We start from the raw sequence: 15,367 nt of genomic DNA on the forward strand, positions 1-15,367 counted from the left end.
GCCCCCCGGGGCGCGGGCGGGGGCGGCGCGGGGGGGCGGGGGGGGGGGGGGGGGGGGGGGGGGGGGGGGGCGCGCCCCCCCCCCCCCCCCCCCGCGCCGTGCTTCGCCGACGCGGCCCCTACGCACCGTGGACGCAGACGTCGCGCCGTCCCCGCACCGTTCGATGCCCGAGGAGGCACCGTGCCCGAACTTCCCGAGGTCGAGGTCGTACGACGCGGGCTCGCTCGCTGGGTCGACGGCAGGACCGTCGCCGAGACCGAAGTGCTGCACCCGCGCGCCGTACGCCGCCATCTCGCGGGAGGCACCGACTTCGCGCACCGTCTGCGGGGCAGGCGGCTGGACACGCCCCGGCGGCGCGGCAAATACCTGTGGCTGCCGCTCGCCGGCACGGACGAGGCGGTTCTCGCCCACCTGGGCATGAGTGGTCAGCTCCTCGTCCAGCCGCGCACCGCGCCCGACGAGAAGCACCTGCGCGTACGGGTGCGCTTCACCGACGCCCTCGGCACCGAACTGCGCTTCGTCGACCAGCGCACCTTCGGCGGCCTCTCCCTGCACGGGACGACGCCCGACGGACTGCCCGACGTCATCGCGCACATCGCCAGGGACCCGCTCGACCCGCTCTTCGACGACGCCGCCTTCCACGAGGCGCTGCGCCGCAAGCGCACCACGGTCAAGCGGGCCCTGCTCGACCAGTCGCTCATCAGCGGCGTGGGCAACATCTACGCCGACGAGGCCCTGTGGCGCAGCCGGCTGCACTACGAACGTCCCACCGCGACCTTCACCCGGCCCCGCACCACCGAACTGCTGGGCCACGTCCGCGACGTCATGAACGCCGCGCTCCAGGTCGGGGGGACCAGCTTCGACAGCCTCTACGTCAACGTGAACGGGGAGTCCGGCTACTTCGACCGTTCCCTGGACGCGTACGGCAGGGAGGGCGAACCCTGCCGCCGCTGCGGTACGCCGATGCGCCGGCGCCCCTGGATGAACCGCTCCAGCTACTTCTGCCCTCAGTGCCAGCGGCCGCCGCGCGCGGCGTGACGGGGCGGGCGACGGGGCGCCGGGGCGACGGGGCGCCGGGACGAGGCGCGACACGGGGTGGGACGGGGCGGGCAGGACACGGCGCGAGCGGCCGGGAGCGGGCGCGCGTGACCGCCCGGCCGGGACATCGTGCCAGGACGTGCGGTACGCCGGACCGGACCCGCGCGGACGAGGGCCCGGCCCGCCCCGGCTAAACACCCGGCACCCGCCCCGGCGGAGCACTCAGAAGCCGAAGAAGTGACCCAGCGGGTTCCTGACCTGCGGTCACGCAATTGATCAACGCTGTGACCTGCTGCTGAGCGGTTAGCAGTTGTCAGCATTGGTCATCCTTGAGCGCCCTTCCACGGCCCCGAGACGGCCCCGGGAGGGCTACTTCATCCCCGCTGAGGACGTCTTAGCAAGCCTCCGTTGACGGAGTGCAGGTGGCCATGGTGGTACCCATCCGCTGCAATCCAGCAATGGGTACCACCAAGGGCGACGCAGGGCCAGAGAATACCTGAAGCGCCGAGTCTCAGGTCCTTATCGATAGATGGCGAGAATGTCCAGGGTCAGAGCGGGGCCCGTCAGCATTGTCTCGTCGTCTTCCTTGGGTTGCCGCGCTGCCTTGCGACGCTGTTCTCGGCTCATCAATGATGCTCCTGGGAGTGCTAGAAGGGAGTGACTCTCGCCCTCCTTCCACTTTCTGGAAATCTTGCCCAGAATGAAAACCTCTCCCTCGATGGCATCTCGTAGGTACTCGCTATTCAGCTTTCCTGATACCTGAGGGTCCGTATCTCCCTGGTATCCAACAACAACGACATCCGACTTCATCGTCTTTGCGAACCCCCGCATCGCTGTGGTTTCTGCCTTCCCTGGGAGGCCGTCCACTTCTTGCCCCATAAGCGATGCCATGGGGGCGAGGGCTTCCAGCATGTCCAGCATGTCACCAAGCTGATTAGGTTGACTCATGAGCTGGATCACAGGGGGGATTTCTACCTCAAAGTGGCCATGCAGAAAATCCATGATCTTAAGCTCGTCGAAGACGTCGCTCAGATTATCGATATCGCGATAGCGCCACTTGTTAGCGTCCTTGTCGAGTGCGGATACTAGTCGGATAAAGCGCTGACTTGCCGTCTCTCTGACTACTCGCTCCTCCTCGTGTGAGCTGGCGTCGGCAGGTAGTTCCCCCACGCCCTCTGGGGGGCTACCGGGGGCGCTCTGTGTCTGGCGACGCCTGGACTCATCGGAGATTCCCTTCTCTACTACGGAGAGGTACTCACTGAGGGCCTTTTCGTCCAGGTATAGAAAGCGGGGCAGAGCCGGGATGGGCATGAGCGTCATCCAATCATTGAGGGAGGTTTTGCTGCGCTTGCTCAACCATCTTCTGTGCCTCGGTTCTCAGGCGCTCCAATTCCGCACGCGCCTCGTCCGCCTTGTCTGGCTTGATGACACCAAGAGAGTTGCTGTACGCAATGTAATTGGTCGGGCTGGAGATGTTTTCAAGATGTAGTGGAAACTCCACCACGGTAATCAATTTTTCACGGTGCCCGACCTTGCATCTCACGGATGCCCGGTACTCGCGAAGCTGGGGGATGAACTCCGGGAATATTGCTGTAAATTCAATAAATATCTGCTCGGCTGTCCGGCCGTTGATCGCGAAGACCGCTGGCAGGCGAACGCCGTCGTCGATTTCCGGTCTGATTCGATCGCGGGTGTTACCCCAAGCGAGCGTAGTCGTTTTCGAGGTGTCATACGCCAGGTCGAGACGAATGCCTTGGACGACGATTGGCTTAGGTCCAGTATTGAAGAAAACGAGCGGAATTCGAATTACAGTTTTCTGCCGGTTCGCGGCGGCGGCGAAGGTGTGAGGAGCGTACGACCGAAGTTTTCCTTGGCGAGCGTTTAGCCACCAGAAAGAAGCGACTGTAAAGGCAAGTGCGCATGCAGCAACAACGGCAGCTGCCGGCAGAGAACTCGACTGGTTTGCGGCAGTCATGACCGTCATGCGGGGAGTATCGCACCTGCGCCGACACGCTGTCGCAGCTATCGCGTGAACGGTACGGGTTGAGCCCCGTGCCTCAACCCACCACTTACCCAGCTCCCATCCCGTCCGCCTTCGACCCACACACCGTGGAGCGGTCGTGGTTCAGGGCGTCAAGGTGGAGCGCGCCACTGTACGAACGACCTTGACGCCCTGGGCCGCGACTGCTCGGCTCTGCCTGGGTCGAAGGTGGTCGGGATGGGAGCCCCACGACGCTCGCCCCGCTCCGGCCGGCACTCGCGAACGGCGCCCCGTCCCATCCCGGAGTCTGAGCGCCCCCGCCGGAGGCATCGTCTTGAAGCCGCGGGCTTGGTTCTCGTCTCATGTCCCCGGTCCTATCCAGTTGTGGGCGCGCGTCGGCGGCGGCAGCGCCGAGCGGGCCGAAGGCAGGAGCGCGGGCGCAGCCAGAGCCGGGAAGCGCGCCCGGCGGAGCGGAGCGCAGCCGGGTGCCTTGATGAGGTAGAGAAACCTGTAACCCAGCCTGCGAGCTGACTAGGGAATCTGCTCGGTAGAGAGGGCGTCCGCAATGGCCTGCATGTCATTGGTGATGGCATTGGCGCCCAGGGAGGCGAACGCCTCGGCCTTGTTCGGCTTGTTGGCGTAGCCGATGGCGATGGCCCCGGCAGCATGCGCGGCCTGTATGTCAGTCGTCGAGTCACCAATGAGTGCGCACGCGGAAACGTCTACATGCATCAGTTCGGCAGCGTGGATTAGCGGATACGGGTTCGGCTTCATCAAGTGCAGCTGCTCGGAGGGTCGGCCCACGATCTCGGCGACGTATCCCCCCAACTTGTGACGGTCCAAGAACGCTCTCACGCACTGGGCGGAGTTGTTACTCACCACCGCCACGCCTCGGCTGCGCTCCTTGGCGGCCAGCAGTGCGGCAACGGAACCCGGCGTCGGATTTCCCGCCACTTCGATTGCACGGATCTCTGCTGCCGTGAGAGCTTGCTCAACCTTCTGCCCAAGGATTGCGTCCGCCCTGTGGGCAATGTCGAGCACCTGCATCGGATCAGTTACTCCCGCTGCCAGTGCGCCCACGGCTTTGTCCTCAGACGTGAGTAGCTGTGTCAGCTCGCGGGCGACTTGAGTCGCTGGCAGCCCGGCGAACACGTCACAGACTGGTCCATCGAAGTCGAACAGCAGGAGGCGGGTGCGGGCGACCGCCTCCTTGAGCGGGTCAGTGGGCATCGAGATCGAAGTCCTTTGCGATGGTCTCCCAAACGCTGTCGAACCACATGCTGGCTTGCTGTACTTGCTGTGCACCGCTGGAGGATTCGCCATCGTTGATGGAGTGGTGGAACAGCACGGTGTCTCTGCCTACCAAGTCGTAGATCTCGATTGCTTCACCCTGGGCAACGACCTTGTTCGGGCGGATGGGGTAGTACCCGAAGAACGCGTCCTCGCTGTTGATGACGTACAGCTTGAAAAACTGTGTTCCGTTGTGGACGCGAACCTGAATGCGAGTTTCCGGTACCAAGCCGAGGTGTCCTAGCTCGGAGAACGCGTCACGGATGCTGCGGGTGTAGCTGATCATGATGTCCCGCATGCGGTCGCGGAGGCGCTGGTCGTCGCCTCCGTCCTTCATTCGAACTGGCGCGGCCTGGGGTACCGACATGTCCGGGACGAGTATCCGCATGGTGATGCTCTGCGGGGTGAGCCTGCCTACTCGGATCTTGTCCAGTGGCTCTTGGAGAGCGCCGTGCAGGGTCTCGCTGGAGAATCCGGCGAAGTCGATGGTGACGTGATCGCGGCTGAATGCCTGCTCGACGTAAGGGCGAAGGCCGGCCGGGCGCTCGGTGCGGTTGCGCACGTAGACGCCACTGCCCTTGCGGGACACCACCAGTCCTTCTTCCTCCAGATCCCGTAGCGCCCGCTGGATAGTCGCTCGCGCGAAGCCGTACAGCTCGGTCAGTTCCTTGTGGGACGGAATCTTCTCGCCCGGAGCGATTCTGCGAGTGCGAATGGCGGCACCCAGGCTGCTGGCCACCTGCTCGTAGGGCGGCCTGCCGTCATCAGGGTCCAGGGGTTCTGGCACGAAGGTCATTTGTTGATAGTAGGGGACCGCAGGTGCACCAGGACAGTCATGTCAGCCAGGTTATTGACATGGCTAGCCAGGTTCTCTAACTGGGAGATGACCAACCAGGCTAGCCAGGTTGGTGTTCTCGGGGCGGCGCCCCTACCGCCAAGCAAGCGCGCCGCCCCTCGTCCCCTGAGGGAGTTCTCATCATGCCTGTAACGCTCTTAGCTACGCGTCCCAGTCCGGATACCTCCGCTGAGCATCTCTTGTTGATGGTCTTGCGGATGACGGGTGCGGAACGGACGGTCGCGCTGTACGCCTCCGATATGCCCACGAACTTCTCCTGGTCGAGGGGCGTCACGCCGCAGGTGATTGCCTGGGTGGCGCAGGGTGTTGACCGGCTCGGCTTCGATGACGTGTACCGCTCCGGCATGGAGTCGCAGTACTACCGGGTTCTGCGGTTGCACGTTCCGGTCCCGGCAGAGACCCGGCGCTGGTTCCGTGGTCGTTTCCCCGACCGTGCGCGGCTGGACTGTGTCGAGCAGACGAACGCCATGCTGACCTTCCGCCTGGGTCAGCACGAACCGGTCTCCGGGTACGTCGGGGACGACACCTTCCGGGTCTACCGCGCGTACGGCGATGACGTGGACGAGGTGGGCGTGTGACCGCCTTCCCCGATGACGCCCTGCACGCGGCTGAGTGGGCGGACGAGAGGCGTACCGAGCAGATCGGCATGTACCTCGACGCTCACGACGTCCGCCCCTACACCGAGTTCTTCACGGTGGTCGATGACGCGCACTACGCCGAGGAAGACGCGAAGGTGCGCGGCCTCTACCCGCCGATCGGGCACGGCTACCCGGCGGAGGGCACCCAGTGACCTCCTTCCCCGTCGCCCCGGAGGCTGTGGCCGGTTCTGCGGCCTCCCTGGGCACCGACCCCCTGACCCTCGCGGACCTCTTACGGGTCGCCAACGCCCCCGGCTTCGAGCGGTGGCAGGAGCAGGTGCGGCGGACGGGTGGGTGCTCGGACCCGATCCACCTGGAAGGCATGACGACCACCCGCGACGTGAAGACGGGCCAGGTTCTCTACTCCTACAGCACGCAGGGCGAACCCGGCGGACGCCTCCGTGTCGCCTGCGGGAACCGGCGGGCCTCCCGGTGTCCCTCGTGCGCCTGGACGTACGCGGGGGACACCTTCCACCTGATCCGCGCGGGGCTCTCCGGCGATGTCGCCAAGGGCACCCCGCTCACGGTGCGGACGCACCCGAAGGTGTTCGCGACGCTGACGGCCCCGTCGTTCGGCCCGGTCCACAACCGGCCCACCCGGGGCGTCTGCCGGTGCGGCACCGACCACCCCGACACATCCCCGCTCCTGGGCACGGCCCTCAACGCCGCCTCGTACGACTACGCGGGTGCGGTGCTGTGGAACAACCATGCCGGGGACCTGTGGCGGCGGTTCACGATCTACCTGCGCCGTGAGGTCGCCGCCCGCGCCGGGCTCTCCCAGAAGGCTGCGGCGGAGGTGTGCCGGGTCTCGTTCGGGAAGGTCGCCGAGTTCCAGAAGCGCGGCGCGGTCCACTTCCACGCGATCGTCCGCCTCGACGGCCCCGACGGAGCCGACACCACCCCGCCCCCGTGGGCCAGCACGGTGCTCCTGGCGGACGCGATCCAGGCGGCTGCGGCCCGCGTGAGCGTCCCCGTCCCGCCCTTGGGCGACCAACCGGCCCGGACCCTGCGGTGGGGGGCTCAGGTGGACGTGCGGCCGATCGGCGCGGACAACGCGAACGACGACCTGACCGAACAGGCGGTCGCCGCGTACGTCGCGAAGTACGCCACCAAGGCGGCCGAGACGACCGGCACCGTGGACCGGCGCATCGGCGAACTCGCCGAACTGGACAAGCTTCCCGACCTTCCCGACCACGCCCGGCGCCTGATCGAAGCGTGCTTCGACCTCGACAGCTCGTACCCGGATCGCAAGCTCTGGCAGTGGGCCCACATGCTCGGCTTCCGGGGCCACTTCTCCACCAAGTCCCGCGCCTACTCCACCACCCTCGGCGCCCTGCGCCAGATCCGCGCCGACTACCGCGCACGCCAGGAACGCCACCAACGGGGCCTGCCCGACCCGGACGATGCCCCGGAGGGCTCCACACTCACCCTCGCTCACTGGACGTACGCCGGGCACGGCCACACCCCCGGCGAATCCTGGCTTGCCGCCACCATCCACCGCGACATCCACACCCACCGCACCACCGCCCGCGAAGCACGAGCCGAACTCGAAGCCTTCGAGGGACCGGAGGAGTGGGCATGAGGCGTCCCCTCCCTGACCGCTACCTGACCCCGGTCGATCTGGCCGACCTCCTCGGCGTCCCGCTCGAAACGGTCTACCAGTGGCGCCGCAAGAACACCGGCCCCCGGGGCTTCCGCGTCGGCCGGCATCTCCGCTACGACCCCGAAGACGTACGCGCCTGGGTCGCCTCCCTCATGGAAAAGGAAGCCGCCTGATGGCCGGACACATCCAAGACCGCTGGTACAAGACCGAACCCGTGCCCGGCGGAAAGCTCGTACGAGTCAAGACGGAGCGTTACGGCGTCGGCCTCCGCTACCGCGCTCGCTACGTCGGGCCGGACGGCACCGAGAAGTCCAAGAGCTTCCCGGACAAGCAGAAGCGCATAGCAGAGACCTGGCTGGCCAACATTGAGGCGGACATGTCCCGTGGCGACTACATCGCCCCTGAGGCAGGCAAGGTCACTTTCGGGCAGTACGCCACGAAGTGGATGGCGACGCAGATGACGGACCCTGCAACCCGTGAGTCGGTTGAGATGCGTCTCCGTGTACACGTCCTCCCGCATATCGGGAAGCGGCCCATCGGCTCGTTCACCCCGACGCACCTCCGACTCTGGATGCGGACCCTGGAGGACGCGGGGCTCTCCCCGGCGTATCGACGAGGCATCTTCGCGCACGTCTCGACCGTGTTCACCGCCGCCGCCGAAGATCGCCTGATCCGCGCGAATCCGTGCAGCGCCCGATCGGTCAAGGCCCCTCGCCTTGACCCCCGCAAGGTGAAGCCCTGGTCGGTCGATCGGGTGATGGCCGTGCGCGCGGCGCTTCCCGACCGCTACCGCGTGCTGGTCGAGCCTGCCGCCGGTTGTGGTATGCGGCAAGGGGAGGTCTTCGGGCTGGCGATCGAGGACGTGGACTTCCTCGGCGGCGTCGTGCACGTGGCACGGCAGGTGAAGCTCCTGCGGAACCGTCCTGTGTTCGCTCCGCCCAAGGGGGGCAAGGAGCGGGACGTTCCCCTGCCGGAGTCGGTTGCGGAAGCGCTGGCGGCGCACATCGCGCAATACCCGGCGCGGGAGGTCACCCTGCCGTGGAAGGACCTGAACGGGCCGCTCGTGACCGCGACGCTCATTCTCTACGGGCCCGAGGGCCTGGCGCTGAACCGCAACCGCTTCAATCACAGGGTGTGGAAGCCCGCTCTTGAAGCCGCCGGCGTGCCGATGATCCGTGACAACGGCACGCACGCGTTGAGGCACTTCTATGCGTCCGTGCTGCTGGACGCGGGGGAGAGCATCAAGGCGCTCAGCGAGTACCTGGGGCACCATGACCCCGGCTTCACGCTGCGTACGTACACCCACCTAATGCCTGCGAGTGAGACTCGCACCCGGGCGGCGGTGGACGGTGTTTTCAGAGGGCGCGGGGAGGCGTCACGGCCCTGATACGGCCCAGAGGAAAGGAGGAGTCGCTGACCTGCGGGCTTCTCAGAAGCCGAAGTCCTGCGTCCACCAGGGGCCGCCGGAACCGAAGTGCACACCCACCCCGAGCGTCTTGTAGTCGCAGTTCAGGATGTTCGCCCGGTGACCTGGGCTGTTCATCCACGACTTCATGACGGCGGCCGCGTCGGCCTGCCCCCGCGCGATGTTCTCGCCGCCCAGATTGCTCACGCCCGCCTGGTCGGCCCGGTCCCAGGGGGAGTCGCCGTCCGGGTCGGTGTGGTCGAAGAAGTCACGAGCCGCCATGTCGCGGCTGAAGTCGCTCGCGAGCGAGGCCAGCCCCGCGTCCGCCCGCACGGGGCTGCACCCGGCCGAGGCCCGCTCCTGGTTCACCAGTGACAGGACCGCCGCCGCTGCCGCGGCCTCGTCGCCGCCGAGCGGCGCCGGAGCGCCGGCCGACTGCCGCGGCGCCGCATGGGTCGGCGTGTCCCGTGAGGGCGTGCCGCTGGGCGTACGGGGCGGGGTCGTCCGGGTCGACGGCGCGGCCGCGCCGCCGCCGCTCCCTCCCGCCCCGCTCCCGGCCTCCGTGCGCGCCGACGGGGCGGCGGTGGACGGCTTCGGAGCCTTCTTGGCCGACGGGGCGTCCTTGGCGGCCTTGGCGCTCTCCTTGGAGGGGGCGGCCGACGGAGCCTTCGAGCGCTCCGTGCCCCGGCTCGCCGAGGGGGCGCCGCGTTCGACGGCGGCACCGTCCGCGGCCGACCGCTCGTTCAGATCCTCGGGGGAGTCCGCCGCGCGCACCTTCGTGTCGTGGCCGTCACCGAAGGAGTAGCCGCCCCCCGGCAGGAGCCCCGTACCCACCGCCACGGCGCCCAGCGCGACAGCGGCCGACACACCGAGCAGACCGGTGCGCACCGGCACGCCCCCGCGCTTCTTGCGACGATGCCCGGCGCGTCCGGCCGCGCCGCCACCCGCTGGGGAGCCCGGGAAGCCGTGGTCTGCCCCGTCCCGTGTGCCGGCACGCGCACCGGACGGCGCCCGGCGGGTGGCGGCCCGAGGGCCGTCGACCAGAGTCGCGTCCTGCTCCCACGAGGGGTCACGGGGCGCCGCCCACGGGGCCGCGGCGGGAGAAGCGGACTCCTGAGCGAAAGCGCCCGGGTACGGCTCCCGCGCGAACACGCCGGGATACGGCTCCTGGTCCGGTCCGGCATACGGCACGTACGCCTCGGTGGTCTCTGCGGCGCGGCCGTCCGGTTCGGCGTCGGCGTCGGCGGCGGAGCGTCGGTGGCGTCCCATGTCCCTGGTCTTCCTCGTCGCTGCGTTCAGACTCACCCGAACGAGTGAGGCCTTTGCCGACGGGACCCTACGCCATGACAGCGGGGGAGGAAGTGCCCCCTGAGCAATTGGCCGGTTAGCGTGCCCCTTATGAACACGGACGTACGGCTCACCGCGTGGGTCAGAGGCAAGGTCCAGGGGGTGGGTTTCCGCTGGTTCACCCGCGCCAGGGCGCTGGAGATCGGCGGGCTGCGCGGCTTTGCCCTCAATCTTGAGGACGGCCGTGTCCAAGTGGTCGCCGAAGGGCCCCGTGACGCGTGCCAGGAGTTGCTCGAGTGGCTCGTGAAGGGCGACACACCCGGCAAGGTCGACGGAGTCACTGAGATCTGGACCACGCCCAGGGGCGGTTACGAGAGCTTCGCCATCCGCTGAGTGCACGGGCGCGCCCCTGCCCGCACTGGGCGTACCGAGGGCGCCCGGACCGGAGAGCGGGGAGAAATCCGCTGGTGATTGCGGCAAACCCCTTGCGACAGCCCCCGGCGGTGTGAAAGATGATCGTCACGCAACACGCCTCCGAAGGAGAGCGCCGCCGCGGACCACTCCGCCGCCCGCCCCCGGAGCGGCGCCCCGCCGGGCCTTGATCGTGTTGACCGTCAAACTTTTTGGTGAGACTCTGGAATCCCCGCGCACCTCAGCTGTTTGGCACACGCAGGACTGCCCGAACTGAGCATCGCCAGGCATCGCGGGTGCGAATTTCCCTCACGACCACGACCCACCACCACATCGGTCGGTCACTCAATGTGGAGGACCACTCATCATGGCAAAGGCGCTTCTCGGTTACGTCGGCGGCTCCGACCCGCGACTCCTCGCCGAGATGCGACGGCTCCAGCAGCGCGTCCAGGACCTCGAATCCGAACTCGTACGGATTCAGACTGAGAACGACGCGCTCGCGGCTGCCGCTTCTCACCACAGCGACGCGCTCCTCGAGAGCATCGACGTACACCAGCCGGAGCCCGCGTTCAGCTGACCGCTCTGCCCTCCGGGCGGAAGCGGCCGGTCGAGCCCTGGGCCACGCCGGTCATTCCAGGGACGCTTCGGCGTCCCTTTTTCTTTCTTTCACACTCCTTCGCGGGTGGCATCCGCAGCACTGACGGCTCCAGGGGGAGCCGTGCTCGGGAATCCGGTCCCCCACCGGTCCTGTCGGCCGTGGACCCCGGCTCACCGCGGGTCCGTGCCGTGTCGGCCCCCTTCCGGCCCGGTGTCCTCTCCTGCTCTCGTGCCGCGGCTCTCACGGGCTTCCGGAACGCGACCGCCTCCCCCGGCGTCCGGCCCTCCCGGTCGTCCTAACGACTGATCTGCCCTGCCCGCCGAGCGGCGAAACCGCGACCGCGGTCCGTCCGTCACCTCCTCTGCTGACGGGCCACGTGGCCCAGGCGCCCCGTACGTGACCCCCTGGGCGGTAAAGTCCGGCTGCGTGCACCTCAAGGCCATGACCCTGCGCGGCTTCAAGTCCTTCGCCTCGGCCACCACACTGCGGTTCGAGCCGGGGATCACCTGCGTCGTCGGTCCCAACGGTTCCGGCAAGTCCAACGTCGTCGACGCCCTGTCCTGGGTCATGGGGGAGCAGGGCGCCAAGTCCCTGCGCGGCGGCAAGATGGAGGACGTCATCTTCGCCGGCACCACGGGGCGGCCACCGCTGGGCCGCGCCGAGGTCTCCCTCACCATCGACAACAGCGACGGCGCCCTGCCCATCGAGTACGCCGAGGTCACCATCGCGCGGACCATGTTCCGCAACGGAGGCAGTGAGTACCAGATCAACGGGGACACCTGCCGTCTCCTGGACATCCAGGAACTCCTCTCCGACTCGGGTATCGGCCGTGAGATGCACGTCATCGTCGGCCAGGGGCAGCTCGACTCCGTCCTGCACGCCGACCCCATGGGACGCCGCGCGTTCATCGAGGAGGCCGCCGGCGTCCTCAAGCACCGCAAGCGCAAGGAGAAGGCGCTCCGCAAGCTCGACGCGATGCGCGCGAACCTCGCCCGGGTCCAGGACCTCACCGACGAACTGCGCCGCCAGCTCAAACCGCTGGGGCGGCAGGCGGCGGTGGCCCGCCGCGCCGCGGTGATCCAGGCGGACCTCCGCGACGCCCGGTTGCGCCTGCTCGCCGACGACCTCGTACGGCTGCGCGAGGCGCTCGGGGCGGAGATCGCCGACGAGGCCGCGCTGAAGCAGCGCAAGGAGCAGGCGGAGAACGCGCTGAGCGCCGCACTCCGGCGCGAGAAGCAGCTTGAGGAGACCGTACGGGAGCTCACCCCCCGTCTGCGCGCCGCTCAGCAGAGCTGGTACGACCTCTCGCGCCTCGCCGAGCGGGTGCGCGGCACCGTGAGCCTCGCCGACGCCCGCGTCGCCAGCGCCACGAGCGTCCCGCCCGAGGAACGGCGTGGGCGCGATCCGGAGGACCTCGAAAGAGAGGCCGCCCGCATCCGGGAGCAGGAGGCGGAACTGACCGCCGCCCTGGAGGCCGCCGAGCGCGCCCTGGAGGACACGGTCGCCCACCGGGGTGAACTGGAGCGGCAGCTCGCCGCCGAGGAGCGTCGGCTGCGCGACCTCGCCCGTGCCATCGCCGACCGTCGTGAAGGCCTCGCGCGCCTGACCGCACAGGTCAACGCCGCGCGCGACCGGGCCGCCTCCGCGCGCGCCGAAGTCGAACGGCTCGCCGTCGCCGGCGACGAGGCGCAGGAACGCGCCGTCGCCGCCCAGGAGGAGTACGAACAGCTGAGGAGCGAGGTCGAGGGGCTCGACGCGGGGGACGCCGCGCTGGAAGAGCGGTACGAGGAGGCGAGAACCGCTCACACGGAGGCCGACGCCGCGTGGACCGAGGCGCGCGAAGCGGTCACGGCGGCCGAGCGGGCCCGTGCCGCCACCGAGGCACGTCGCGACGCCCTCGCCCTCGGACTGCGCCGCAAGGACGGTACGGGGGCGCTCCTGAGCGCCGGGGAGCACCTCACGGGGCTCCTGGGGCCGGCCGCCGAACTGATCACGGTCGCTCCGGGGTACGAGACGCCGGTCGCCGCCGCACTCGGTGCCGCGGCGGACGCCGTCGCGGTGCGCGGGCCGGGTGCGGCGGTGGACGCGCTGCGCCTGCTGCGCAAGACCGACGCGGGACGTGCCGCACTGCTCATCGGCGGCCCCGCGGAGCGGGCACGTCGCCCGGACGCCGCGACGTCTCCTGGAGCCGCGACGCCCGCCGGTGTCGCGACGCCCGTCGATGTCGCGCCCCCCACCGATGTCGCGGCGAGCAGCGGGGGGCGGCGTCTGCGCGATCTCGTCAGTGGTCCCGAGGAACTGAGCGGAGCCCTCCACGACCTGTTGCGCGACATGGTCGTCGTCGAGACGCTCGACGACGCGCGGGAACTGCTCCGCGAGCACCCCGCCGTCACCGCCGTGACCGCCGAAGGCGACGTCCTGGGTGCCCACTTCGCCCAAGGGGGCGCGGCCGGCGCCCCGAGCCTGCTCGAAGTACAGGCCTCGGTCGACCAGGCCACCGCGGAACTTCAGGAACTGGACGTACGGTGCGCCGATCTCCTGGCGGCCCAGGAAGCCGCCACGGCACGCCGCGCCGAGGCGGCGGCGCTCATGGAGGAGCTGGCCCGGCGACGCCGGACGGCGGACCGGGAGAAGTCCGCCGTCTCGCAACGACTGGGCGCTCTGGCCGGAGCGGCCCGAGGCGCCGCGGGGGAGGCCGCGCGGATGACCGCCGCCGCCACGAAGGCGCGGGAGGCGGCGGACCGGGCGGACGCGGAGGCCGCGGAGCTAGCCGAGCGCCTGGCCGTGGCCGAGGAGTCCTCCCCCTTCGGCGCCGACGACGCCGCCGAGTCCGAGCCGGACACCGCGGTACGGGACCGGCTGGCCGCGGACGGCGCCAATGCCCGGCAGACGGAGATGGAGGCCCGCCTCCAGCTCCGTACGCACGAGGAGCGCGTCAAGGCCCTGGCCGGGCGTGCCGACGGGCTCGACCGCGCCGCCCGCGCCGAGCGGGAGGCGCGCACCCGCGCCGAACACCGCCGCGCACGCCTGCGCCACGAGGCGGCCGTCGCCCGCGCCGTGGCGTCGGGCGCGCGCCTGCTGCTGGCCCACGTGGAGGTCTCGGTGGCCCGTGCGGACGAGGAGCGCACCGCGGCCGACGCGGAGAAGACGGAGCGCGAGAAGGAACTGGCCACCGAACGTGAACGGGGCCGGGATCTCAAGTCGGAACTCGACAAACTCACCGACTCGGTGCACCGCGGCGAGGTCCTCGGCGCCGAGAAGCGCCTGCGCATCGAGCAACTGGAGGCCAAGGCCCTCGAAGAACTGGGAGTCGAACCTGCCGCCCTCGTGAGCGAGTACGGTCCCCGGACCCTCGTGCCGCCGTCCCTTCCCACCGACGGCGAGGAGCTCCCCGAGGACCCCGAGCACCCTCGCAACCGCCCCAGGCCCTTCGTACGGGCCGAGCAGGAGAAGAGGCTCAAGGCCGCGGAACGCGCCTACCAGCAACTCGGGAAGGTCAACCCGCTGGCCCTGGAGGAGTTCGCGGCGCTGGAGGAGAGGCACCAGTTCCTGTCGGAGCAACTGGAGGACCTCAAGAAGACCCGCGCCGACCTGCTGATGGTCGTCAAGGAGGTCGACGAGCGGGTCGAGCAGGTCTTCACCGAGGCGTACCGCGACACGGCGCGCGAGTTCGAGGGCGTCTTCTCGCGGCTGTTTCCCGGCGGCGAGGGCCGGCTCCTGCTCACCGACCCCGACAACATGCTCACGAGCGGGGTGGACGTCGAGGCCCGCCCGCCCGGCAAGAAGGTCAAGCGGCTCTCCCTGCTGTCCGGCGGCGAACGTTCACTGACTGCCGTGGCGCTCCTGGTAGCCATCTTCAAGGCCCGGCCGAGCCCCTTCTACGTCATGGACGAGGTCGAGGCCGCCCTCGACGACACCAACCTGCAGCGCCTCATCCGCATCATGCAGGAGCTTCAGGAGTCCTCACAGCTGATCGTCATCACCCACCAGAAGCGCACGATGGAAGTTGCCGACGCCCTCTACGGGGTGTCGATGCAGGGTGACGGCGTCTCCAAGGTCATTAGCCAACGGCTGCACTGAGGCGGGGCGGGCGGGACGGGGCGGGGGCGCGGGCTTGGCGGGTGAGGGCGGGACGCTGCCGGGTGGTGGACGGCGCGCGTCGGGTCGGGTCGGTGCTCGGGGCGCGGGTGGGGGCGTTGAGCGTGTGGGGATGGTCGCGTCGTGGCATATGCGACGGAGCTGTGAGGGGGAGCTGAGGCT

14 protein-coding genes are annotated in these 15,367 nt (G+C 69.1%); 9 read left to right on the forward strand and 5 right to left on the reverse strand.

What is annotated here, in order from left to right; all coding sequences use genetic code 11:
* The first annotated feature begins 180 nt into the window (after positions 1–180).
* Positions 181–1,038: a bifunctional DNA-formamidopyrimidine glycosylase/DNA-(apurinic or apyrimidinic site) lyase gene (gene mutM, locus ACFYMP_RS25505; protein ID WP_388861825.1), complete on the forward strand. Its 858-nt coding sequence runs from the start codon at positions 181–183 to the stop codon at positions 1,036–1,038.
* A gap of 519 nt (positions 1,039–1,557) precedes the next feature.
* Here the strand turns inward: mutM and ACFYMP_RS25510 are convergent.
* The 4 genes from ACFYMP_RS25510 to ACFYMP_RS25525 all read right to left on the reverse strand — a co-directional run bounded on the left by ACFYMP_RS25510 (position 1,558) and on the right by ACFYMP_RS25525 (position 5,105).
* Positions 1,558–2,358: a hypothetical protein gene (locus ACFYMP_RS25510; protein WP_388861827.1), complete on the reverse strand. Its 801-nt coding sequence runs from the start codon at positions 2,356–2,358 to the stop codon at positions 1,558–1,560.
* 4 nt (positions 2,359–2,362) lie between these two features.
* On the reverse strand, positions 2,363–3,022 hold the full coding sequence (locus ACFYMP_RS25515) for a hypothetical protein (protein ID WP_388861829.1): 660 nt from the start codon (positions 3,020–3,022) through the stop codon (positions 2,363–2,365).
* A 528-nt stretch (positions 3,023–3,550) separates the two neighbouring features.
* Entirely contained in the window at positions 3,551–4,249 is a 699-nt protein-coding gene (locus tag ACFYMP_RS25520) for an HAD family hydrolase (RefSeq protein ID WP_388861831.1), read from the reverse strand.
* Positions 4,239–5,105, reverse strand: a complete 867-nt coding sequence (locus ACFYMP_RS25525) for a GntR family transcriptional regulator (RefSeq protein WP_388861833.1) — start codon at positions 5,103–5,105, stop codon at positions 4,239–4,241. The genes ACFYMP_RS25520 and ACFYMP_RS25525 overlap by 11 nt, the downstream gene beginning before the upstream one ends.
* A gap of 257 nt (positions 5,106–5,362) precedes the next feature.
* On the opposite strand from ACFYMP_RS25525, the gene ACFYMP_RS25530 reads away from it, so the two are divergent.
* The 5 genes from ACFYMP_RS25530 to ACFYMP_RS25550 are packed head-to-tail and all read left to right on the forward strand — an operon-like array spanning position 5,363 to position 8,793.
* Positions 5,363–5,743, forward strand: a complete 381-nt coding sequence (locus tag ACFYMP_RS25530; protein WP_388861835.1) for a hypothetical protein — start codon at positions 5,363–5,365, stop codon at positions 5,741–5,743.
* Positions 5,740–5,955 (forward strand): hypothetical protein, encoded by a 216-nt coding sequence (locus tag ACFYMP_RS25535; protein ID WP_388861837.1) that lies wholly within the window; start codon positions 5,740–5,742, stop codon positions 5,953–5,955. Before ACFYMP_RS25530 ends, ACFYMP_RS25535 begins: the two co-directional genes overlap by 4 nt.
* Entirely contained in the window at positions 5,952–7,385 is a 1,434-nt protein-coding gene (gene repSA, locus ACFYMP_RS25540; RefSeq protein ID WP_388861839.1) for a replication initiator protein RepSA, read from the forward strand. The genes ACFYMP_RS25535 and repSA overlap by 4 nt, the downstream gene beginning before the upstream one ends.
* Positions 7,382–7,579 (forward strand): helix-turn-helix transcriptional regulator, encoded by a 198-nt coding sequence (locus ACFYMP_RS25545; RefSeq protein ID WP_388861841.1) that lies wholly within the window; start codon positions 7,382–7,384, stop codon positions 7,577–7,579. Before repSA ends, ACFYMP_RS25545 begins: the two co-directional genes overlap by 4 nt.
* Entirely contained in the window at positions 7,579–8,793 is a 1,215-nt protein-coding gene (locus ACFYMP_RS25550; RefSeq protein ID WP_388861843.1) for a tyrosine-type recombinase/integrase, read from the forward strand. The genes ACFYMP_RS25545 and ACFYMP_RS25550 overlap by 1 nt, the downstream gene beginning before the upstream one ends.
* A 42-nt stretch (positions 8,794–8,835) precedes the next feature.
* On the opposite strand, the gene ACFYMP_RS25555 is transcribed toward ACFYMP_RS25550, so the two are convergent.
* Positions 8,836–10,080: a CAP domain-containing protein gene (locus ACFYMP_RS25555; protein WP_388861845.1), complete on the reverse strand. Its 1,245-nt coding sequence runs from the start codon at positions 10,078–10,080 to the stop codon at positions 8,836–8,838.
* 129 nt (positions 10,081–10,209) lie between these two features.
* Between ACFYMP_RS25555 and ACFYMP_RS25560 the strand changes: the two genes are divergently transcribed.
* The 3 genes from ACFYMP_RS25560 (at position 10,210) to smc (ending at position 15,187) form a co-directional block, all read left to right on the forward strand.
* Entirely contained in the window at positions 10,210–10,491 is a 282-nt protein-coding gene (locus ACFYMP_RS25560; RefSeq protein WP_388861847.1) for an acylphosphatase, read from the forward strand.
* A 385-nt stretch (positions 10,492–10,876) separates the two neighbouring features.
* Complete coding sequence (locus tag ACFYMP_RS25565) at positions 10,877–11,086, forward strand: hypothetical protein (RefSeq protein ID WP_388861849.1); 210 nt, start codon at positions 10,877–10,879, stop codon at positions 11,084–11,086.
* A 447-nt stretch (positions 11,087–11,533) separates the two neighbouring features.
* Positions 11,534–15,187 (forward strand): chromosome segregation protein SMC, encoded by a 3,654-nt coding sequence (gene smc, locus ACFYMP_RS25570; RefSeq protein WP_388861851.1) that lies wholly within the window; start codon positions 11,534–11,536, stop codon positions 15,185–15,187.
* Positions 15,188–15,367 lie beyond the last annotated feature (180 nt).

This window comes from Streptomyces sp. NPDC007088, assembly GCF_042869355.1.
Classification (GTDB): Bacteria; Actinomycetota; Actinomycetes; order Streptomycetales; family Streptomycetaceae; genus Streptomyces.